The organism is Paenibacillus woosongensis (assembly GCF_030122845.1).
In the GTDB taxonomy this organism is placed as follows: domain Bacteria; phylum Bacillota; class Bacilli; order Paenibacillales; family Paenibacillaceae; genus Fontibacillus; species Fontibacillus woosongensis_A.
Genome location: NZ_CP126084.1, coordinates 4,148,186 through 4,169,400, shown reverse-complemented (window position 1 = coordinate 4,169,400; position 21,215 = coordinate 4,148,186). Strand labels below are relative to the sequence as shown.

Annotated in this window: 19 protein-coding genes and 1 pseudogene; 16 read left to right on the top strand and 4 right to left on the bottom strand. The window is 50.3% G+C overall.

The genetic code is table 11. The features are described from left to right. Position 1: 1 nt before the first annotated feature. From QNH46_RS19045 to QNH46_RS19010, 8 genes and pseudogenes are all read left to right on the top strand, one after another. Entirely contained in the window at positions 2 to 1,606 is a 1,605-nt protein-coding gene (locus QNH46_RS19045; protein WP_283925615.1) for a response regulator, read from the top strand. Then, positions 1,603 to 3,357: a cache domain-containing sensor histidine kinase gene (locus tag QNH46_RS19040; protein ID WP_283925614.1), complete on the top strand. Its 1,755-nt coding sequence runs from the start codon at positions 1,603 to 1,605 to the stop codon at positions 3,355 to 3,357. Before QNH46_RS19045 ends, QNH46_RS19040 begins: the two co-directional genes overlap by 4 nt. 154 nt (positions 3,358 to 3,511) lie before the next feature. Beyond that, complete coding sequence (locus tag QNH46_RS19035; RefSeq protein ID WP_283925613.1) at positions 3,512 to 5,215, top strand: ABC transporter substrate-binding protein; 1,704 nt, start codon at positions 3,512 to 3,514, stop codon at positions 5,213 to 5,215. A 220-nt stretch (positions 5,216 to 5,435) separates the two neighbouring features. After that, entirely contained in the window at positions 5,436 to 6,299 is an 864-nt protein-coding gene (locus tag QNH46_RS19030) for an ABC transporter permease (RefSeq protein WP_283928500.1), read from the top strand. A 27-nt stretch (positions 6,300 to 6,326) separates the two neighbouring features. After that, positions 6,327 to 7,265: a carbohydrate ABC transporter permease gene (locus tag QNH46_RS19025; RefSeq protein ID WP_283925612.1), complete on the top strand. Its 939-nt coding sequence runs from the start codon at positions 6,327 to 6,329 to the stop codon at positions 7,263 to 7,265. Further along, on the top strand, positions 7,265 to 8,305 hold the full coding sequence (locus QNH46_RS19020; protein ID WP_283925611.1) for an endo-1,4-beta-xylanase: 1,041 nt from the start codon (positions 7,265 to 7,267) through the stop codon (positions 8,303 to 8,305). The genes QNH46_RS19025 and QNH46_RS19020 overlap by 1 nt, the downstream gene beginning before the upstream one ends. 36 nt (positions 8,306 to 8,341) lie before the next feature. Then, positions 8,342 to 8,787 (top strand): annotated as a pseudogene (locus tag QNH46_RS19015) (family 43 glycosylhydrolase); the annotation flags it as partial. Between the two features lie 96 nt (positions 8,788 to 8,883). After that, positions 8,884 to 9,537, top strand: a complete 654-nt coding sequence (locus QNH46_RS19010) for a beta-xylosidase family glycoside hydrolase (protein ID WP_283928499.1) — start codon at positions 8,884 to 8,886, stop codon at positions 9,535 to 9,537. Positions 9,538 to 9,630: 93 nt separating this feature from the next. Here QNH46_RS19010 and QNH46_RS19005 read toward each other — a convergent pair whose 3' ends face one another. From QNH46_RS19005 to QNH46_RS18990, 4 genes are all read right to left on the bottom strand, one after another. Then, complete coding sequence (locus QNH46_RS19005; RefSeq protein ID WP_283925610.1) at positions 9,631 to 10,008, bottom strand: rhodanese-like domain-containing protein; 378 nt, start codon at positions 10,006 to 10,008, stop codon at positions 9,631 to 9,633. Positions 10,009 to 10,058: 50 nt separating this feature from the next. After that, positions 10,059 to 10,982: a cysteine synthase A gene (gene cysK, locus QNH46_RS19000; protein ID WP_283925609.1), complete on the bottom strand. Its 924-nt coding sequence runs from the start codon at positions 10,980 to 10,982 to the stop codon at positions 10,059 to 10,061. Between the two features lie 177 nt (positions 10,983 to 11,159). After that, entirely contained in the window at positions 11,160 to 12,047 is an 888-nt protein-coding gene (locus tag QNH46_RS18995; RefSeq protein ID WP_283925608.1) for a hypothetical protein, read from the bottom strand. Positions 12,048 to 12,790: 743 nt separating this feature from the next. Next, positions 12,791 to 14,758: an ABC-F family ATP-binding cassette domain-containing protein gene (locus tag QNH46_RS18990; RefSeq protein WP_283925607.1), complete on the bottom strand. Its 1,968-nt coding sequence runs from the start codon at positions 14,756 to 14,758 to the stop codon at positions 12,791 to 12,793. Between the two features lie 222 nt (positions 14,759 to 14,980). Between QNH46_RS18990 and QNH46_RS18985 the strand changes: the two genes are divergently transcribed. From QNH46_RS18985 to QNH46_RS18950, 8 genes are all read left to right on the top strand, one after another. Continuing rightward, positions 14,981 to 15,652 carry a 5-formyltetrahydrofolate cyclo-ligase gene (locus QNH46_RS18985; protein WP_283925606.1) on the top strand — a complete coding sequence of 224 codons (672 nt, stop codon included), beginning with the start codon at positions 14,981 to 14,983 and terminating at the stop codon, positions 15,650 to 15,652. Beyond that, positions 15,622 to 16,116: a cyclic pyranopterin monophosphate synthase MoaC gene (gene moaC / locus QNH46_RS18980; protein WP_283925605.1), complete on the top strand. Its 495-nt coding sequence runs from the start codon at positions 15,622 to 15,624 to the stop codon at positions 16,114 to 16,116. Before QNH46_RS18985 ends, moaC begins: the two co-directional genes overlap by 31 nt. Positions 16,117 to 16,214: 98 nt before the next feature. Continuing rightward, entirely contained in the window at positions 16,215 to 16,700 is a 486-nt protein-coding gene (locus QNH46_RS18975; protein ID WP_055105663.1) for a MogA/MoaB family molybdenum cofactor biosynthesis protein, read from the top strand. A gap of 142 nt (positions 16,701 to 16,842) precedes the next feature. Continuing rightward, positions 16,843 to 17,070, top strand: coding sequence for a twin-arginine translocase TatA/TatE family subunit (locus QNH46_RS18970; RefSeq protein WP_213594361.1), 228 nt, complete (start codon positions 16,843 to 16,845; stop codon positions 17,068 to 17,070). A gap of 52 nt (positions 17,071 to 17,122) precedes the next feature. After that, positions 17,123 to 17,881 (top strand): twin-arginine translocase subunit TatC, encoded by a 759-nt coding sequence (gene tatC / locus QNH46_RS18965; RefSeq protein ID WP_213594363.1) that lies wholly within the window; start codon positions 17,123 to 17,125, stop codon positions 17,879 to 17,881. Positions 17,882 to 18,198: 317 nt separating this feature from the next. Continuing rightward, positions 18,199 to 18,480, top strand: a complete 282-nt coding sequence (groES, locus tag QNH46_RS18960) for a co-chaperone GroES (RefSeq protein WP_110931659.1) — start codon at positions 18,199 to 18,201, stop codon at positions 18,478 to 18,480. A 66-nt stretch (positions 18,481 to 18,546) separates the two neighbouring features. Next, entirely contained in the window at positions 18,547 to 20,166 is a 1,620-nt protein-coding gene (groL, locus tag QNH46_RS18955) for a chaperonin GroEL (RefSeq protein WP_213594365.1), read from the top strand. Between the two features lie 318 nt (positions 20,167 to 20,484). Beyond that, positions 20,485 to 21,183 (top strand): response regulator transcription factor, encoded by a 699-nt coding sequence (locus tag QNH46_RS18950; protein ID WP_283925604.1) that lies wholly within the window; start codon positions 20,485 to 20,487, stop codon positions 21,181 to 21,183. Positions 21,184 to 21,215 lie beyond the last annotated feature (32 nt).

Sequence of the window (21,215 nt, the reverse complement as noted above, 5' to 3'; positions counted from 1 at the left end):
GATGGAACTTCATCGTGTCATTCTTGTGGATGATGAGGTGTTTACGAGGAAGGGATTAATCAAGTTAATCGATTGGGAGGCTAGCGGCTTCCAGATATCCGGCGAAGCTGACAACGGGGAGGACGCGCTGGAGCTGATTCGGTCCCAGCGTCCCGATCTGGTTATCACCGATATCCGCATGCCGGTATTGGATGGACTGGGGCTGATCCGTCAGCTGATCGAAGAGGATGAGGAGCCGCCTGCGTTTGTCATTATTAGCGGTTATGACGATTTCAGCTATGCCCAGCAGGCCGTTCGCTACGGAGTTCATGATTTTATTCTCAAGCCGATCGATGAGGGCGAATTCACTGAAATGCTGCGTAGGCTGAGCGGCCGGCTTCAAGAGGAGCGGGAAGGGAAGGAGCGGGAGCAGCGGCTGGAGAATCAGGCGATGATCGAGTCGATTATCAGGAATGAAGCTGGGGAGAAATTCATCTCGAATTGGGAGGAGCAGCTGAACCTGACTAGCGGCGATTGCCTGTATTATATGTTCGTGGAACTGAATGATCTGCATCCGTGGCGGCAGGGAGGGGAAGAGCTGCCTCTTTACCAGTTTATGGAGCAGGTGGAGAAAACGCTGCAGGAAATCGTAGGTGAAGAACAGCCGCTCTACCTTCATGAGCACCGCAGCCGCGTCGGGGTGATCGTGCCTGAACGCCTGCTCAAGCCGTTCCATAACAACATCCGTTCGTTTGCAGAAGCGCTTCACACCAGGATAAAGATCCGGGAGGGGCGCGTCTTTATATATGCCAGCTGCCCGGTTCAGGGATTGGCTGGCCTTCGCCGCGCGTATGAAAGCGCCAAAGAGGCATTGTTATATAAATATGTTCACGACCATGACGGCATCGTGGTTCATAGCCAAACGAGCGAATGCACGGTCCAGTATGTGCCGGTCGATCAGGAGCTATACCATCGCTTGATTGAGCAGATTGAGGAATATCGCCTGGAGGAGCTTGGACGTTCGATTAAGCAGATGTTCCGGCGTTTTCAGGAGAAGCGATATGCTCCTGAGGCTGTGAAGATGAACATTCATCAATGCGTCCTCGGCGTAATCGACATTATTCGCGGCATGGACGGAGACGAACGGTCGCTTGTCTCGCTGGACCCGATTGTCGGCTGGCATGATTTGAACTTGTCCCTGCAGGAGCTCCAGCGTCTTTTTACCGCTTTTGCCGAGGAGAGCGGCCAGTATATCAGCGTCTTGCGCAAAGAGCAGCAAAAGGGCGGTATCCATAAAATCCGCGCTTATATCGAAGAGCATTACCACGAGAATATTAGTTTGAAATCGATCGCTGCCAAATTCTACATGAACCCTGTTTATTTAGGACAATTGTTCCGCAAAACCTATGGCGTGTATTTCAACGATTTCCTGCTGCAATTAAGAATAGGTGAGGCCAAGCGGCTGCTTCGCCAAACGGATATGCGGATATATGAGGTCGCCGACCGCGTAGGCTTCAGCAATCCCGATTATTTCGTGACGCAGTTCGAGAAGCTGGAGAAGCTGACGCCGAGCGAATACCGTTCGCGGCTAGTGAAGGGAGGGGCGTCCGTCAGGACGGGCCGATGATACCCAATTTGAATAATGTCCGGCTGCGGGACAAGATGCTGCTGCTCTATTTTCTATGCGTGTTCGTGCCGATACTGCTTACGAATTTCATTTTCTATAACGTGACTACGACGAGCGTAAAAAATCAGCGGATGCAGGACATTTCCCGGGCACTGGAACAAGTCAAGAACGAGTTTCTTCAAGAAGTGGAAGATACCCTGCAGGTATCTTCCGTTTTTTATACCGATCATCTCCTGAACGAGATCATTGAGACGGAATACGAGCATCCTGCCGAGTATGTGGAGGCCTACGACTCTTATTTGCGGCGGATTATCAACACCTCCAGCCCGGCTTATAATTCCGTGGAGGCAATCACCGTATATGTCGATAATCCCACGCTGCTGTACTCGGGCGGCATTGTCTACATTGATCAGAACGTCAAGGAGCAGGATTGGTACAAAAAAATATCCACGGCCAAGCAGTCTGCGCCGATTTTTATGCGCACGGGTCAAGATGGCCAGCTGGATACGTTCAGCGTCATCCGCCGGATGGATTACTATTATTTTTCGCGGCAAGAGAACGGGCATTTCCTGAAAATCGATTTGCGCATGTCGGTCATCCGGCAAATATTTAATAATTTGAATTTGCAGGGTCGCCTTTACCTGCTGAATGAACGTGGGGAGGTTGAATATTCTAACGACGCCAATCTCGATTTGCATGCAGGCGCTATCCCTTTCGATCAGGTCGTCGCCCCGGAGAGAACGATCGAATTTCACAAAGATTACGGGCAGAGCAATAATTTGAACGGCTGGAGCATTGTAGGGAGAATTTCCGAGGATGAAGTATTCCAGGAGGTCAGGCAGAACCGAAATTTCATCGTGCTGCTGACTTGCCTCAATATTCTGCTGCCGACCTTGATCATCGTCTGGATCACCCGATGGCTCAATGTAAGGCTTATCCGTATTTTGAAGCATATGAAGAAGGTAAAAAACCAGCATTTCGAGACGATCCAGGATGAAGGCTCCCGCGATGAAATCGGCCAATTAACCGGCGAGTTCAACCGGATGACCCTGCAGATCCAGAGTCTGATCAATAACGTATACGTAGCTGACATCCAGAAGAAGAATCTGGAGCTGGAACGCCGTCATGCCCAATTGAATGCGCTGCAAAGCCAGATCAATCCTCATTTTTTATTTAATGCCCTGGAGACGATCCGTATGCGGAGCTTGATGAAGGACGAGGAGGAGACCGCGAGGATCATTCACAATATGGCGAAGATTTTCCGCAATTCTCTCGTATGGCGGAAGGATATGGTTACTTTGAAGGAAGAGCTGGAATTCATTTATTGCTTCCTGGAAATCCAGAAATACCGGTTTGGCGAGAAAATTGAATATACGGTCGTGGCGAACGAAGCTGATTCTTCGATATTGATTCCCAAAATGTCCATCGTTACCTTCGTAGAGAACGCAAGCATCCACGGAATCGAACCTTTGAAGCAAGGCGGAAAAATCGAGGTGGAAATCAAGCAGTCCGGCGACGAGTTGATCTGCGCGATACGGGATAACGGCGTTGGCATGTCCGACCAGCAGGTCGAGAAACTGTACCGCTACCTGGAGGGCGAGGAAGAGATGGGGGAGCGCATCGGCATTCAGAACGTCATCTATCGCCTCAGAATGTTTTACAAAGACCAGTTGACTTTGGATATTCGCAGCAGGCTGGGCGAGGGAACGGAGATTCTGTTCATCATTCCGGTAGAGAAGCGGCTGATGTAGAAATCTTAGAAATCTTAGAAATCTTAGAAATCTAAACCGGGCTCCTATAGTTTTCAAAGTATCAACTTTAGATTGACGGGTAAAAGTCGCCGTCTGGCTCTCTTATAATGAAAGTGCTTACAAAAATGAAAGTCTGAAAGGGGAAGTCAAAAGCATGAAGAAAAGACGGTTTTGGCTAAGTTGTCTGACCATCGTAATGCTGGCATCGCTATTGTCTGCTTGCTCGGGCGGCAAAGACAATGGCAAGGTGGGAAGCAATACGTCAGCGGGCAGCGGCAATGGAGCCCAGGAAGAGAAGCTGGATAAAGTAACTTTTACTTACTTTAACGCAGTAGCAGGCAAGGACATTAATACCAATGAAACGACAATTGGAAAAATCCTTGAAGAGCAAACTGGCGTGAACTTTAAAATCGAGCATCTGGTTGGCGATGAGAATACGAAGGTAGGCACGTTTATAGCAAGCAACAGTTACCCGGACGTTCTTGTGCCAGGCGGCTCGATCGATAAGCTGTTAAGCTCGGGCTCTTTTATTCCGCTAAACGATTTGATCGATCAATACGGCCCGAATATCAAACGGGTATATGAGCCTTACTACAACTTGATGAAGGCTGAAGACGGCAACATTTATTTCCTCCCGATGAGCGCCGTAGTAGGCGAATACATTTCCGCTCCGAATATCGAGCAGGGAGCCTTCTGGATTCAGCGCCGCGTGCTGAAGGAAGCGGGTTATCCAAAGATCAAGACGTTTGATGATTACTTAAATCTGATCCGCGAATATGTGAAGAAGCATCCGGGTGAAGACTTGACGGGATATATTGCTTTGACTACACAAGATCAATTTTTTGCCTTAACGAATCCGCCGATGCACCTTGCAGGGTATCCGAATGACGGCGGCGTCATTATCGACATGGAAACTCACGAAGCGAATGACTATGCGGATGACGATATTACCAAACGTTATTTGCAGGAGCTGAATCAGCTAAATGCAGAGGGATTATTCGATAAGTCGTCTTTTGTGGATAACCGTGACCAGTACCTGGCCAAAATCGCGTCCGGTAAAGTGCTTGGCTTCTTTGACTATAGATGGCAGGTAGGCCAATCGATGAACAACCTGCGTGAAGCGGCGCAGCAAACGGGCAATGATGATTTGGAGTATATGGCATTGCCGATCGTTTTTGACGAAAACATCAAAGACCAGTATCTTGATCCGCCTTCTTTTGTTAACAACCGTGGAGTAGGTATCTCGGTTAGCGCGAAAGATCCTGTGCGCATTATCAAATATTTCGACAACTTGCTTACCGATGAGAACCAAATTTTATCGAACTGGGGCATTGAAGGCGAGACCTATTCGGTAGATGAGAACGGCCGTTTCTATCGGACCGAGGAACAAATCAATCAGACGAATGCGGAAGCCTTCCGCGAGTCCTTCGGCTTCAAGTACTTCGAATACAACTGGCCGCGTTACGGGAACGGTTCTTCGCTGCCGGACGGCAACTCCGTGGGGGCGGGCCGTCAGCCTGAGGTAGCTCAAATGTCTTACTCTGACAGCGATAAGAAGCTGCTGGAAGCATACGGCATCCAGTCGTTCTCGCAATTGTTTGCAGCACCTGACGTGCGTCCTTGGTACCCGGCTTGGAGTATTCAGATCGAACAAGGTTCGCCGGCCCAAATCTTTACGCAGAAGAAGAGTGACCTGCAGCGTAAATACTTCCCGAAACTCGTTCTTGCCAATCCGGCAGAGTTCGACAAAATCTGGGATGAATACGTAAAAGAGTTCAACAAACTTGGCGTGAAAGATTATGAGCAGCTTATGACAGACGAAGTTGCGAAGAAAGTCGATCTGGTTCAAGGAAAATAATAAACCGAGAATTTGAAATGGAAGGGCCGGCTGATCTGGGCAATGAGAGGATTTCCGGCCTTTCTGTTATCTAAATTCCCCCATTATTGGACAGGGAGGAGAAGAAACCGTGGATAATGTGACTCAATTAAGACCGGCAGAGTCGCCTGAGGCTAATAAACTGGACGGCGGCTCGAAAGGTTTCTTCCACAAACTAAGCAAGCAAAGAGTGCTCGTCTTCATGTCGGTGCCTTTTCTGATTTGGTTGATTATCTTCAAATATTTGCCCCTATGGGGTTGGAGTATCGCGTTCCAGGACTATAAGCCGGCAAAAGGGATGTTCGACCAGACCTGGGCCGGTCTGAAGCACTTCAAGTTCCTGTTTCAGGACGAGCATTTCGTCCGGGTTATGCGCAATACGCTCGCGATGAGTTTTATCAATCTGGTTCTAGGTTTTGTTACAGCGATTACTTTGGCGATTCTTCTCAATGAGCTTCGTAAAGTCGTCTTCAAGCGCGTTGTGCAAACGATCAGTTATTTACCGCACTTTATTTCATGGGTTGTAGCCTCAAGCATCATTGCGACGGCGTTGTCTGCGGACGGCGGCATCATTAACGATGTGCTGATGTGGCTCGGCATTATCAAAGAGCCGATTCTCTGGCTCGGGGAAGGGAAATATTTCTGGGGAATACTCGGTGTTTCTGAAGTCTGGAAAAACGTAGGTTGGAACACCATTATATATTTGGCGGCGATGACCAGTATTGATCCGTCTCAGTATGAAGCCGCGGAGATCGATGGAGCGGGACGGTTCCAGCGCATTTGGAATATTACGCTGCCGGGCATTAAGTCTGTTGTCGTCATATTGCTGATTATGAACATCGGAAACCTGCTGGAGACCGGCTTCGAACCACAATACCTGCTCGGCAACGGCATGAACGTCGACTATTCCGAGAACCTGGATATCTTTGTGCTTAAATACGGGATTCAGATGGGGAACTTCTCCCTCTCGATCGCGGCGGGGATGTTCAAGACGGTGGTCAGCTTCATTCTGTTGTTTACAGCTAACCATATCGCGAAGAGACTGGGCGAGGACCGGCTGTTCTAAGGTCGTATTTCTGAAGGAGGATTCAATATGGCTAAGTCGCTATCGAAAGCGCCTAAGATGCATGCCCGGTTCAAATCGCCAGCGGACCGGCTGTTCGATACGTTTAATATCATCTTCATGATTTGTCTTATGATCGTCACGCTGTATTCGTTTCTCAACACGCTCGCCGTGTCGCTTAACACGGCCAACGACTCCATCAAGGGCGGCATTTATTTATTGCCGCGGGAATTTACGTGGGAGAACTACAAATATGTATTTGAAGAAGCGACGATTTTCCATGCAACGCTGATTTCGGCGCTGCGTACCGTGATCGGTACGGTGCTGTCCGTGTTCTGCTGTACGATGGTCGCCTATACGATCGCCCGGCCGGAATACGTGCTGCGCAAGTTTATTTCGATCGCGTTTATTCTGACGATGTATTTCAGCGGGGGGCTTATTCCCAATTTTCTGCTTATCCGGGAGCTCGGCATGATGAACAGCTTCTGGGTCTATATCATTCCGGGTCTGATCGGTGTGTTTAACGTCATTATTATCCGTTCTTTCATCGAGAAGCTGCCGGAAGGCATTCTGGAATCTGCCCGTATCGACGGCGCAGGCGAGTTCACGACGTTTCTGCGGGTAGTCCTGCCGCTCTGTTTGCCGGTTATCGCTACCGTCTCCCTGTTCTCGGCCGTAGCACAGTGGAACTCCTGGTTTGATGTGTTCTTATACAACTCATCCAATGTGAACCTGAGCACCCTTCAGTATGAGCTCATGAAAATTCTGCAGAACTCGAATACCTCCCTCAACAGCGGCAACGACTATGCGAGCATGTTCTCCGGCTCGGAAGCCGCCATCAACCGGGTAACACCGACATCTATCCGCGCAACGATGACGATTGTGGCAAGTGTGCCTATTATTTTGGTATATCCGTTCCTGCAGAAATACTTCGTACAAGGGATGATATTAGGAGGGGTTAAAGGATAATGAGCAGCGCTATGAACCGAAACGAACCGAAGCTGAAGGAAGTTTTCGCGGACTGCTTCCCAATTGGGGCCGCTGTGAACCCGCGGACGATTCAAACGCAGGAGGAACTGCTCGCTTATCATTTCAACAGCATTACTGCGGAAAATGAGATGAAGTTTGTCAGTCTGCAGCCGGAGGAAGGGAAGTTCACGTTCGGGGATGCGGATGCTATCGTGGACTTCGCCAAACGATACGGCATGCAGGTCAGAGGGCATACGCTGGTCTGGCATAACCAGTCGACGGATTGGCTGTTCGAGGATCGGGCTGGAGGCCTGGTCAGCAAAGAGACGCTGTACGCGCGGATGAAGGAGCATATTCACACGGTGGTAGGGCGGTATAAAGAGCATATCTATGCCTGGGACGTGGTGAATGAGGTCATCGCTGACGAAGGGCAGGCGCTGCTCCGGGAATCGAAATGGACGGAAATCGCCGGAATTGAATTTATCGCCAAAGCGTTTGAGCTTGCGCATGAAGCCGATCCGAACGCCCTGTTATTTTACAATGACTACAATGAATCGAATCCGCTAAAAAGAGAAAAGATCTACAGGCTCGTCCAGCTTCTGGTGGAGCAGGGTGCCCCTATTCATGGCATCGGCCTGCAGGCCCACTGGAATCTGTACGGGCCATCGCTGGACGATATTCGCGCAGCGATCGAGAAGTACGCTTCACTCGGGCTTCAGCTGCAGTTAACCGAGCTTGACGTATCGATGTTCGTCTTCGACGACAAGCGAACGGATTTGAAGGAGGCGCCGGCCGAGCTCATCGAGCTTCAAGCGCAGCGGTATGAGCAGATGTTCAAACTGCTCAAGGAATACAAAGACGTAATCAGCGCGGTGACGTTCTGGGGAGCGGCCGACGATTATACGTGGCTTGACAATTTCCCGGTTCACGGGCGCAAAAATTGGCCGTTCCTATTCGATGACCGTCATCAGCCGAAGCCCGCTTATTATCGGGTGGCCGAGGTAGCCTGGCTCATAGAACGAGAACTTCAGGGTCGATAGGTTACTGCCGATCCTGCCGGACCGTGGAGCGATCCGATACGTATCCCTTACGGGAACATCGATCCGTCGCTAATGTTCGACGATGATGGAACAGTGTACGTGACCGCGCAAATGGGGGCGGACAAGGATTCGCATATTATCCAGTATGAGATCGATATTGCAACGGGCGCGGCGCTAAGCGAGCCTGTCGTCGTGGCCCGTGGCGACGAGGAGTATGGACGGAAGGGCCGCATCTCTATAAAATCAAAGGCCGCTATTATTTGACTTGTGCCTGCGGAGGCACAGGCCGGGATCATCGCGTCCTCGTCTACCGGGGCGATGCGCCTTACGGGCCGTTCGAGATGATGCCTTATCCGATGCTGACTCATAACCGCCTTGCTGATGATCCGATACAGAACGTCGGTCATGCCGACTTGGTCGAGGATTCGGAAGGAAGATGGTGGGCAATGTTCCTTGGCGTCCGTCCCGTAGACGGGCAGTACAGTGTGCTCGGGCGGGAAACCTTCCTGGCTCCCGTGCAATGGACCGGGGATGGCTGGCCCGTGGTGGACAATAATGAGGGAACGGTCAGATTGGAGATGACAGCGGAAGGAACATTCATCCCGCTGCCATCCTTGGCATCGGCGGCTGAGCCGTACTGGCGGGATGATTTTACGGATGACCAGCTAGGGCCCCGCTGGGCATTTCTTCTGGCCCCACAGGAGGAACAGGTACTGCTGGGCACGCGGCCTGGTTACGTGATGTTGATGGGGAACAGTCTTGCTTTGCGGGATACAGGTCCTGCCTTGTTCCTCGGCGTCCGTCAGCAGCACCGAATTGTGGCGGTGTCTACGGAGCTTCATTTCGCTCCAGAGAACGCAGGCGAAGAGGCTGGAATTGCTGTCAGGCTCAATGAGCGGGGAAATCTGACGCTCGGAATCCGCCGGGAGGGAGAAGCTCAGCTCCTGATCGCTATGATGACGGATCAGGGACAGACGACTGTCTTGGCAGAGAAGCCGGTTCCTGCGGAGCGTGTGTGGCTTCGCGCGATCGCCAAGGAAAGAGAGTATGTGCTGCTGTACTCCTTGGACGGGGAGGCATGGCACGAAACGGGAGCGGCGCCAGCCCGGGCATTGTCCCCGGAGGGCAACGGCGGCTTTACCGGGGCGTTGCTCGGGATGTATGCGACCGGGAACGGCCGGGATTCCAAGACGCCAGCGTACTTTGACTATTTCAGCTATCAGGCGGAATAGAATAATACAAGAAAATCTCTCCTTCGAGGAAGGAGAGATTTGTTATTAATACTTCATACTATTCATCATTCATCGCAAGGGCAACGCTTCGCATTATCTTTCCAGCTTCTTGGGATCCAAAGGATGCTCAATGACGTTCTCTAGGCCCGTGGCCATTTCTCCGTCCCAATCAAGCATGCCTCCGGCATAATTATGCACTGCGTCGAATCCATTCTGCTGGAAATACTTAGCTACATTAAAGCTCCGCTGCCCGCTCCGACATATGAATACGTATTCCCGCTCCGGGTCCAAATCGTCCATATAGCCGATAATCTCCCCCATAGGAATGAGCGGTACGCCTGGAATATGGGCCTGAATGTACTCCTCCGGTTCTCTCACGTCGATTATAATAGTTCGGTTGCCGGGATCCTGCAGTATATCGCTCAGTTCTTTCGTGTCGATATGGGATACTCCCTGAATGACTTCGCTCATGGTTGGGCACCTACCTCATGTTTTGTACTTGGCTGGTTTATTATACCTCTTTAATTGAAGATGTCCATGCTTAAATATCGTTCGCCCGTATCCGGCGCAATACATAATATGCGCTTGCCCGCTCCAAGCTGGTGTGCGAACTGAATCGCCGTCCAGACGGAGGCTCCCGCAGAGGGGCCAACCAGAATGCCTTCCAAGGCGGCCAGGCGGCGAGTCGTCTCCAGCGCATCCTCGTCGGATACCTGAACGATCTCGTCATAAACGCCGGTATTGAGAATAGGCGGGACAAAACCCGGACTCGTGCCGACAAGCTTATGCGGTCCCGGCTCTCCGCCGGACAGCACCGGCGAACCCATTGGCTCAACGACGGCGATCCGGATGCCGGGAATATGCTCTCGCAAATATTCGCCAGTTCCCGTAATCGTACCGCCGGTTCCGGACGTGGCGACGAAAACATCGAGCCTGCCATCCATTTGCTCCACGATCTCAGGCCCGGTGGTCAGGCGGTGGATTTTCGGATTCGCCTCGTTCTGGAATTGCTGCGGCATGAAGCTGCCGGGGGTTTCGGCAAGGAGCTGCTTCGCTTTTTCGATGGCCCCGGGCATCCGTTTGGCTGCGGGCGTGAGCACTACCTGCGCGCCATAAGCCTTCAAAATGTTAATGCGCTCTTTAGTCATATTATCGGGCATGACAAGGATCGTCCTGTAGCCTTTGGCTGCGGCGTTCATCGCCAGTCCGATGCCGGTGTTGCCGCTGGTCGGCTCGATGATGGTTGCCCCCGGCTTCAACTTGCCGGCTTTTTCCGCTTCGCGGATCATATGGGAAGCCGCGCGGTCCTTGACGCTGCCGCTCGGGTTGAAATATTCCAGCTTGACATAGACCTCAGCGTCCTGCACGCTGACCAGACGGTTCAGCTTCACGGCTGGAGTGTCTCCGACGAGCTCGGAGATGTTGTTAACGACTTTGCGGGTCATGGCGCTCCCCTTTCTTTAGCCCTGTATGACAATATATTGTAGCGGTTGGAAGAGCCGGATTCAAGTTGCGACAACAGGAAGAACCTTGGCAAGAGGCACTGGGCGCCTCTTTGGCCAAGGTTCTGAATGCTGCTTCTTGAGATATGAGAGAGTATAAACATGTCTGGTGATTAGCCGTTACCAGGATGAGAGCTCCGTCCGTTTCCAGGTATCTTTGGCGACGCAAACGTAAATGTAATTTTCGTCCCAAGCAATGTCTCCTTTATTGCCCGGAGCGCTGGAGGAGGCAGGGGTCTTCGCTTCGCGAATGGATATACCGTCGCCGTTCACATCCAGCTTGCTCTGGGGTTCACTCGTCCCCACGCCGATCTTACCGTCGCTTCGTTTCATGAATAATGCGCTATCGATTGCCTCACCTTCGTCTGAATAGCGCACGACGTTGAAATCCCCTCCTGTGTTATTGCCGGCAAGTTCGGAGCTGTCGGCTCTCAGGCTCCAGAGCGGAGTCGTTTCGTTTTCTTCCCCCGTCTTGGCAAACTGCAAGTCCCGGTGTCCTTCACCTGCCACTCTTAAAATGCCATCCATCACATTAAAGTTGGAGGAATGGGTGCGAATTTCCGATACGTCGGTATCGTAAGGAATTTCAAGGCGCGTGAATAACTCGTCCTTATGCTCCCCGTCCGGGGACATCGTCGTTTCGATCGAAATATGTTTATGGTCATGCTGCTCAGGATTGTTGGCTTTGTCATGGGATACGATGGCCGTCTTGTCCATACCTTTCTCATCGGCCCAGGCAATGGCTGGCTTGGCGCGTTCGGCCGTCCACTGCAGGCGGATCAGATCCGATAAATGCCCTTCGCTGGCCACCCATTTCTGGTCAGTTGACAGATGTATCCGTTCATTATGCGGAAATGCGATGCCTCCTCCCGGAAGGGTAGAGGACTGGAATGCCGGTGTCTGTGCTCCCGTGGAAGCTTGTTTGGAAGCGCCGCTGGCCTGGCAGCCCCCTAAATAAATCAAACTTAGACTTAAAATGAAGAGTGCGGCGGTTTTTAAGGTTTTCATTTGACTCTCTCCTTTCATGATTAACACAAGATCATGATCCCGTCCAAAATGTTATTCTTTTCTCTCTTTAATTTAATTCTAAGCTGCCATGTTGCGACAATGGCTTGTCGGAAAGATGGACGCGAAGGCTATTAAAGATGATAAAGAGTGTCGTCTGGTTCTAGCAATAGGCTGTTAGATGGGTTTGGTCTTTGCCAGGAATGCCTGCGTACTTGCAAGATTAGGCAGATAGAAGCAGGAGCCAAGGTTATTGTGTCGCTAGAGCAGAACCCGGTTTGGAGCGAACTGGGGTATCGTTTTTAATTGATATATCGGTAGTTATGCCGAGCATAGTGCTTCTGGAATTCAATTTTGGAATTCATGGGACGGGTAGAGGATAGCAAACGTGAAATTAGGGAACGAAGCACTAGAAAAAGAAAGTGAATACTTCTACAATAAAACAGAGCTCCTTGTCAAGATGTGGACAAAGTTATCCACAGCTTGTAGACTAACTTCATGAAAAATGGATGAAAACTTATGTACCAAGAGATTGATCGGTTTACGAAATTGAGAAATGATTTTTTCTGAAAACTGTGGATAATGTGGATAGTTCGGTGGATAATCAGCGTTATTTCACAAAAACACTATTTTAAAAGGAAAAAAACGGCCTATGCGGCCGTTTTTTATGGTTAGTCAGCAGTGGAATTGTGGATAAGCCTGTGCACAACTAGTGTCGTTTGTAAATGCCATGTAAAAAATATTTTTTAAGCTTCAGCCAGTGTTTCCCATTCCTCATAGGCTGCTGTCAATTGCAGCTTGCGCTCGTCGATGAGAAGCTGCCGCTCTTGCACGGCCGTATAGTCCTGATAAACCTCGGGCAGAGTTAATTCCGCTTCAATGGCCGCGATCTGCTCCTCCAGCTCGGCAATCGACTGTTCGAGCTGCTCCAGACGGCGCTGTCTCATGCGTTCCTCGCGCTTTGCTTGTTTCTCCGCCTCGAATGTTGCCGCTCCATTTTTGGCCGCGGCAGCGTCGGCTCCAGAGGAGCTGTCGTCCGCTGGTGCGGGATTGGGTGTTTGGCTTGTGGCGTTTTCGTCAGCCAGCTCCGCAAGCTCTTGTAATTTCGCTAAATAGTCGTCATAATTCCCCAGGAAATGATGGGCCCCGCCAGGGTGCAGTTCGACGATCCGTTCCGCCATTTTATTAAGAAAATAACGGTCGTGGGAAATGAACAGCAGCGTTCCGTCGTAATCGAGCAGAGCAGATTCAAGCACCTCTTTGCTGAATAAATCAAGATGGTTGGTCGGCTCGTCGAGAATGAGGACGTTGGCCTTTTGCAGCATCAGCTTGGCTAACGCAACCCTTGCTTTTTCGCCGCCGCTCAGCGCGGCTATTCTCTTCTGAACGTCATCGCCGCTGAACAAAAAATTGCCCAGCACCGTGCGGATTCTTGCCTCCTCCATATGGGGAAAGGCGCTCCACACTTCCTCGAGTACGGTATTTGTGGCATTGAGGTGGGTCTGCTCCTGATCATAATACCCGATTTTTACTTTGCTGCCCCACACGAGCGACCCGGAAGAAGCCTTCAGATCGCCGGTTAAAATTTTGAGCAAGGTCGACTTGCCGATCCCGTTCGGTCCGATCAGGGCAACAGTCTCGCCGCGCCGCAAATAGAAAGATACATTACGAAACAGCGGATGCTTATCGTCGGCAAAGGAATAGGATAGGCCGTCAACCTGCAGCACATCCTTGCCGGTCATGTACTCTGCTTCAAAGGAAAAGCTCGCCCGCTTCAAATCCCCGGTCGGCCTTTCCATGATGTCCATCTTCTCCAGCGCTTTGCGGCGGCTTTGCGCCCGTTTCGTCGTCGAAGCCCGGACAATGTTGCGCTGAATGAAGGTTTCCATACGGGCAATTTCGTCCTGCTGTTTCTCGTACATTTTCATCTGGCTTTCGTATTCGGCCGCCTTCAGTGCGATGTAGCGCGTGTAATTGCCTGTGTATCTTTTCGATTGATGGCGTTCGATTTCGACGATGGCCGTGACGAGCCGATCGAGGAAATAACGGTCATGGGACACGATCAGCAGCGCCCCGGAATAGTTGCGGAGGTAATCCTCCAGCCAGGTTAACGTCTCAATGTCCAAGTGGTTCGTTGGTTCGTCAAGCATGAGCAGATCGGGAGCCTGGAGCAAAATCCGGGCCAAAGCGAGACGGGTTCTCTGCCCCCCGCTCAGCGTGGAAATGAGCGTATCCGGCGGGAAGCTGCCGAAGCCCATGCCGTGAAGCACACTGCGAATGCGAGTTTCGATCTCGTAACCGCCATTATCCTTGAACCAGTCTTGTTTTCGGGCGTACCGCTCCAGTAATTCCTCGTAGGCCTTGTCATCGTCATGATGTTCGGCCAGCGCGGCGATTTCTTGCTCCATGCTGCGCAGCTCGCGCTCTGCATCCAGCAGGGAAGTGAAGACGTTCAGCATTTCCTCCCAGATCGTGAGCTCCGACTGCAGCCCGCTATTTTGAGCGAGATAACCGATCGTGGTTTCCTTCGCTTTATAAATCTGCCCTTCATCATATGACAATTCCTGAGCCAATATTTGCAATAGCGTCGATTTTCCGGCCCCGTTGACGCCAACCAGGCCGATGCGGTCCCGCTCTAAAACCTGCAGGTTAATGCCATGAAGTATTTCGGTAACACCATATCGTTTCGTAATATTAGTCGCTTGAAGTAGCATAACTTCTGAATCCTCCGCTTATTCTTTCTACATTAAGTGTACATGAAACGGCAGCGCATTGCATCGCTCTTTATGCAAGTCCCCTGTCTTATAAAATCATAGAATTTCCGATGCTATGAAAATGTGCGTATTTATGATATTTTTTCAGAAATCGCTTTAGTTTTCATTTTGCTTCAACAATGATAAACTAGATGAGAATATATCATTCTATGAGGGATTTATATGACGGATATCCCAGATCTTAAACATCAATTGCGCTGTGCGATGAGAGAACGCCGGTCCCAAATTCCGGAACCATTGCGGCAAGAGCAGTCGCTGGCAGCCAGCTTGCTGGCGGAACGGGAAGTTCTGGGACCCTTGCGGCACGAACGGAACAGACCGCTTACAGTATTCATTTATGCTTCCTTTCGGGACGAGCCCGATACAAGCGAGTTGATGAACAACTGCTGGAGGCAGGGTGATCGCGTATTGGTTCCGAAGGTCGCCGGAGCTGGGCGGTTTGAGCTGTATGAATTGAAGGGAGCCGGCGAACTGCTGCCTGGTGCGTGGGGTATTCCCGAGCCAGCTGAGCATACGGGCATTTGGCCCGAGAACCGCTGGTCTGAAATCGACCTCGTTGTGGTTCCTGGCCTTGCCTATGACAGGACAGGAGGCCGGATCGGCTTCGGGGGAGGATTTTACGACCGTTTCATGGACGCTTTGCAGCGTTCAGAGGGCGGCGGGGCAGGCGCTATTATTGGAGCGCTCGCTTTTCAAGAGCAAATATTGACGGACTGTATTCCGATGGAGCCCCATGATTTTAGGGTGGATCTGCTGTTTACAGCCTCCGGTACGATATATATCCATGAAAGTAGTGAAAATTTATGTCTTCGGAATCCCAGGAAGGGAAATTGACTCATTTTAATGAACAGGGCAGAGCAAATATGGTCGATATTTCAGGGAAGCAGGCAACAGCCCGGACTGCGGTGGCCGTATCGACAATTACGATGCATCCGGACACGCTTCGCGCCATCAAGGAAGGCCAGGTTGGCAAAGGGGACGTGCTTGCCGTGGCGCAAATTGCCGGAATTCAGGGAGCTAAGAGGACCTCTGACTGGATTCCCATGTGCCACCCATTGCCATTAACCGGAGTTAACCTCATTTTTACAGATAACGGGCATAACGAGCTGTATATTGAGGCAACTGTGAAAACAGAAGGCAAAACGGGCGTGGAAATGGAGGCGCTCACCGCTGTTTCAGCCGCGGCGTTAACGGTGTACGACATGTGCAAAGCGCTGCAAAAGGATATGGTTATCGGCCCGACCCTGCTCCGCAGCAAGACGGGCGGAAAAAGCGGAAACTATCTATCTGGGTTTTAATTATTGCTTCTATAATAATGAACATAAGTCGTCAATTTAAAAGGATTTAATTCAGACATTAAAAACGGAGTTCCTATGTGGATGAGGAGGGTGACTTCATGGTTTGGAAAACGGCGATCCTGACGGCAAGCGATAAAGGCTCCCGGGGAGAGCGCGAGGATACGAGTGCCCAGGTTATCCGGGAACTTGTAGAGGAAGAGCTCGGCGGAGAAATTATAGAATACCGCATCGTTCCTGATGAACCGGATGAAATTATCGCGGCTTTAATTGAAATGACAGATTATTTTCAGGCAGATTTAGTGCTTACTACCGGAGGTACGGAGCTGGCTATCCGGGACGTGACCCCAGAGGCGACGCGGCGAGTGATTGAACGCGAAGTGCCAGGGATGGCGGAAGCGATGCGCTATTCGGTCATGCAGAAGAATCCTGCAGGCATGCTGTTTCGCGGGATCGTCGGCATTCGCGGCCGGACGCTGATCGTGAACCTGCCGGGCACGCCAAAAGGAGTTCACGAAAATTTGGCGGCCATTATGGATCAGCTGCCTGAGGCGCTGCTGATGGTTACGGGGCAATTTCGGCTATAGGCGAAAGAAGGGAAGGAGTGCCGCTAATTTGACTTAGAGCGGCACTGTTACTGTGATATTAGTTATGGTATGATGTGGGCGTATGAATGAAAACGGTTGTGCAAGCCTATATTTTTTAAGTGCATTTGGAAGGGGAATCAGCATGAGTGCAGGCGGATTGTTATTGATTATCATCGCAGCGCTATTAATATTCGGGCCGAATAAACTGCCAGAGCTTGGCCGTGTCGTAGGCCGCACCTTCAAAGAATTCAAGGATGCGACGCAGGATATTATGGAGGATCGGCCTCAAGGGGATAAGTCTCAGCCCCAGGAGCTCTCAACTTCTGTGCAAGAGTCGTCCAAACCAGACGAAAAACGGCTGCCGGAGTAAGTGTGGTAGTTTGTATGCTCACCAGTAATTTAGAAGTCAGGGAGGACGGCATATGGCTGAAGAGACGCAGCAAAGTGTGGTCGAACATTTAACGGAACTTCGCCGCCGGTTATTTTGGGTACTGCTCGTATTTGTGTTCGTGCTGGTCGCGGCTTTCTTCGTAGTCAAACCAATATACAATTATGTCACGGTCAACGCCCTTTCAGGCGTGAAGATTAACCTGAATGCCTTCTCTTTCTGGGACGGCGTTGGCGTATATATGAAAATAGCAATGATGGTAGCGCTAGGCGTTACCCTGCCCTTCACGCTGTATCAAATATGGGCTTTCGTAAGTCCCGGACTCAAGCCTGCGGAACGGAAGGCTACGCTTAAATATATTCCTTACGTATTCCTGTGCTTCTTGATCGGGATTTCTTTCGGTTATTATGTCGTATTTCCGCTGGCCATGGCGTTTACCGGAGAGCTCAATGCGGAGCTTGGACTGATCGAAACCTATGGAATGGCGGATTATTTCAAGTTTTTATTTAATATCATCATCCCGATATCGCTGCTATTTGAGCTGCCGATCGTTATATTGTTTCTCACTCAGCTGCGGATTCTGACCCCAAGGCTCCTGCGGAAAATGAGAAGGGTGGCGTATTTTGCCCTTGTAGTGATTTCCGTAATGATTACGCCTGCGGATTTTCTTTCCGCGTTTCTGGTGCTGATTCCGCTCATTATTCTGTATGAAATCAGCGTGCTCCTATCCTCGCGTATTCATCGCAAGCTGATGGCGGCGGATGCCGAGCGGGAAGCCCAATATAATTCATAGAGGCATTCTGCCATGACAAACACATCTTCAACAGGGAAGATGTGTTTGTTGCTTTTTAGGAACCGTTTCTATAAATGGGAAGGAATCCATAGATTCGAAAGAGCTAATTGGAATATTTATAGATATATGAGGATATCATGAAAAGGGCCCATGGAACGATTCTGCCAAACTTACGAAAAAAATGCAGCAGGGAACTTGAAATCTGGATTCATTTTGAGTATCATAAAAAGTGGTTGTTAGCACTAATGTGTATCGAGTGCTAACACATCGATAACGTTATTAAAATCAACAAAACATATTTAAAGGAGGACATTTTCATGATCAAACCTTTAGGTGAACGCGTACTGGTAGAACCGATTGAGCAAGAAGAAACGACTGCATTTGGCATCGTCCTGCCAGATACGGCGAAGGAGAAGCCGCAAGAAGGTAAAATCGTTGCCGTGGGCAGCGGAGCACTGAAGGACGGGGTGCGTGTTCCATTGGAAGTGAAGGAAGGCGACCGCGTACTGTTCTCCAAATATGCGGGAACGGAAATCAAATACGAAGGCAAAGAATACTTAATTATGAAGGAAAGCGACATCCACGCGATCGTGGGTTAAGCGTACATCAGCCTGACCTTGTGAATAAAGAGCAAATCAACAATCATTCAGGGAGGTAATTGAATTATGGCAAAAGAGATTAAATTCAATGAAGACGCTCGCCGTGCGATGCTGCGCGGGGTAGATGCTTTGGCAAATGCGGTAAAAGTGACTCTTGGACCAAAAGGCCGCAACGTGGTATTGGAGAAAAAATTCGGCAGCCCGCTAATTACGAATGACGGGGTAACCATCGCTAAGGAAATCGAGCTGGAAGATGCATTCGAGAACATGGGTGCCCAACTGGTTAAAGAAGTAGCTACGAAAACTAACGATGTAGCTGGTGACGGTACGACTACTGCAACGGTATTGGCTCAAGCGTTGATCCGCGAAGGCTTGAAGAACGTTACGGCAGGTGCTAGCCCAATCGGTCTGCGTAAAGGGATCGACAAGGCGGTTCGCGCTGCGGTAGAAGAGCTGCAGAAAATTTCCAAATCGATCGAGGGCAAGCAATCCATCGCTCAAGTTGCGGCAATTTCCGCTGGCGACGAAGAAGTGGGCGAACTGATCGCTGAAGCAATGGAGAAAGTCGGCAAAGACGGCGTAATCACCGTTGAAGAATCCCGCGGCTTCTTGACTGAGCTTGAGGTTGTAGAAGGAATGCAGTTCGACCGCGGTTACATTTCCCCGTACATGATTACGGACACAGACAAGATGGAAGCAGTTCTGGATAACCCGTACATCTTGATTACAGATAAGAAAATCAGCAGCACGCAAGAAATTCTGCCAATCCTGGAGAAAATCGTACAGCAAAGCAGACCGCTTTTGATCATTGCTGAAGATATCGAAGGCGAAGCGCAAGCAATGCTGATCGTGAACAAGCTGCGCGGTACGTTCAACGCTGTTGCGGTGAAAGCACCAGGCTTTGGCGACCGTCGCGAAGCCATGCTGCAGGATATCGCTGCGTTGACTGGCGGACAAGTGATTACCGAGAAGCTCGGATTGGATCTGAAGAGCACCAGCGTAGAGCAACTGGGTAACGCTCGCCAAGTTATCGTTACGAAAGAGAACACAACCATCGTTGACGGAAGCGGAGACAAAGCTGACATTACAGCTCGCGTGAACCAAATCCGTACGCAATTGGAAGAAACTACTTCCGAATTCGATAAAGAGAAGCTGCAAGAGCGCCTGGCTAAGCTGGCTGGCGGCGTAGCCGTAGTTAAAGTTGGTGCAGCTACCGAGACCGAACTGAAAGAGCGCAAGCTGCGCATCGAAGACGCATTGAACGCTACTCGTGCGGCTGTTGAAGAAGGTATCGTATCCGGCGGCGGCGTAGCCCTCGTGAACGTATACAATGCTGTAGCTGCGCTTGATGTGGAAGGCGACGAGAAAACGGGCGTGAACATCGTATTGCGTGCTCTGGAAGAGCCCATCCGTACAATTTCCGCGAACGCAGGCGAAGAAGGCTCCGTTATCGTTGAGCGCCTGAAGAAAGAGCAAGCAGGTATCGGCTTCAACGCGGCTACCGGCGAATGGGTGAACATGATCGAAGCAGGTATCGTTGACCCTGCCAAGGTTACTCGTTCTGCGCTGCAACACGCTGCATCCGTAGCTGGATTGTTCCTGACTACTGAAGTGGTTATCGCAGACAAACCAGAACCAGAAAAACCAGCTATGCCAGACATGGGCGGCATGGGCGGCATGATGTAATAAAGGGCTGAAAGGCCTTGTGGGGCAAGGGTTTCTCTTCGGAGAAACTTGGATTGACCATATCGAATTAAAAATAGGCTTCTCATGAGTTCAATTCGAACTTTGTGAGAAGCCTATTTATTATGCATTGCGCAGACCATCATCTATGTTGCGCACATTTTCCTTTGATTGGTGTGTATTATCTGCTGTGGTTAGTTTGCGCATGAAGCAAAATCTTAAAGATTCCTTTACATTTCATATCTAATCCGTTCTTAGATGCTAAGATAGTTATTAAATTACAATAGCCTATCGATTGAGCAGAAGGAAGGTGACGATAGGATGGTTACACACAAAATTATGATCGTCGATGATGATCCCCATATCTGCGAAATTGTTCAGGCGTATTGTGAGCGGGAGGGCTTCCTATCCGCATGCAGTCATAACGGGGAAGATGCTATGAAGCTGCTTGCATCGTTCGAGCCTGATTTGATTGTACTGGATGTGATGCTGGCTAATGATAACGGGATAGATTGGTGCAGGAACGCACGCTGCTATAAGAATGCGCCGATCGTATTTCTGTGCAGTCATGAAGAGGATGAGGTCAAAATCAGCGCGTTATCCTATGGCGGGGACGATTATGTTACCAAGCCGTTCAGTCCAGGGGTGCTGATGGCCAAGATCGAGGCACATCTTCGCAGAGTGTCGACGGGCAGAAGGGAACAACTGCTGGAATTACCGGGATTGACGCTAGATTACAACGTACAGTCCGTCATCATGGGTAGGGAAACGATCTTTTTATCGAAAAAAGAGTTCGGTCTCCTGTCCTATATGGCACAAAACGTCGATCGTGTCGTCAGTGTCGATGCGTTGTTTCAGCTCATCTGGGGAATGGAGAGTTTGGAGGATACGAGAACGGTCGCTGTACACATCAGCAATTTACGCAAAAAAATCGAGGCTGATCCTGCTAAACCTGAGAGAATTGTTACGGTTCGAGGCACAGGCTATATGCTGGTTGCTGAGGGTGCGTTGCAAGAGTAAGCGTAAAATATTCTTTAAGTTTCAGCTTGTGG

Bases quoted from the DNA above. Each gene is read 5' to 3' on its own strand.
- QNH46_RS19045 (WP_283925615.1), top strand. From the start codon at position 2: ATGGAACTTCATCGTGTCATTCTTGTGGATGATGAGGTGTTTACGAGG.
- QNH46_RS19040 (WP_283925614.1), top strand. From the start codon at position 1,603: ATGATACCCAATTTGAATAATGTCCGGCTGCGGGACAAGATGCTGCTG.
- QNH46_RS19035 (WP_283925613.1), top strand. From the start codon at position 3,512: ATGAAGAAAAGACGGTTTTGGCTAAGTTGTCTGACCATCGTAATGCTG.
- QNH46_RS19030 (WP_283928500.1), top strand. From the start codon at position 5,436: ATGTCGGTGCCTTTTCTGATTTGGTTGATTATCTTCAAATATTTGCCC.
- QNH46_RS19025 (WP_283925612.1), top strand. From the start codon at position 6,327: ATGGCTAAGTCGCTATCGAAAGCGCCTAAGATGCATGCCCGGTTCAAA.
- QNH46_RS19020 (WP_283925611.1), top strand. From the start codon at position 7,265: ATGAGCAGCGCTATGAACCGAAACGAACCGAAGCTGAAGGAAGTTTTC.
- QNH46_RS19010 (WP_283928499.1), top strand. From the start codon at position 8,884: ATGACAGCGGAAGGAACATTCATCCCGCTGCCATCCTTGGCATCGGCG.
- QNH46_RS19005 (WP_283925610.1), bottom strand. From the start codon at position 10,008: ATGAGCGAAGTCATTCAGGGAGTATCCCATATCGACACGAAAGAACTG.
- cysK (WP_283925609.1), bottom strand. From the start codon at position 10,982: ATGACCCGCAAAGTCGTTAACAACATCTCCGAGCTCGTCGGAGACACT.
- QNH46_RS18995 (WP_283925608.1), bottom strand. From the start codon at position 12,047: ATGAAAACCTTAAAAACCGCCGCACTCTTCATTTTAAGTCTAAGTTTG.
- QNH46_RS18990 (WP_283925607.1), bottom strand. From the start codon at position 14,758: ATGCTACTTCAAGCGACTAATATTACGAAACGATATGGTGTTACCGAA.
- QNH46_RS18985 (WP_283925606.1), top strand. From the start codon at position 14,981: ATGACGGATATCCCAGATCTTAAACATCAATTGCGCTGTGCGATGAGA.
- moaC (WP_283925605.1), top strand. From the start codon at position 15,622: ATGTCTTCGGAATCCCAGGAAGGGAAATTGACTCATTTTAATGAACAG.
- QNH46_RS18975 (WP_055105663.1), top strand. From the start codon at position 16,215: ATGGTTTGGAAAACGGCGATCCTGACGGCAAGCGATAAAGGCTCCCGG.
- QNH46_RS18970 (WP_213594361.1), top strand. From the start codon at position 16,843: ATGAGTGCAGGCGGATTGTTATTGATTATCATCGCAGCGCTATTAATA.
- tatC (WP_213594363.1), top strand. From the start codon at position 17,123: ATGGCTGAAGAGACGCAGCAAAGTGTGGTCGAACATTTAACGGAACTT.
- groES (WP_110931659.1), top strand. From the start codon at position 18,199: ATGATCAAACCTTTAGGTGAACGCGTACTGGTAGAACCGATTGAGCAA.
- groL (WP_213594365.1), top strand. From the start codon at position 18,547: ATGGCAAAAGAGATTAAATTCAATGAAGACGCTCGCCGTGCGATGCTG.
- QNH46_RS18950 (WP_283925604.1), top strand. From the start codon at position 20,485: ATGGTTACACACAAAATTATGATCGTCGATGATGATCCCCATATCTGC.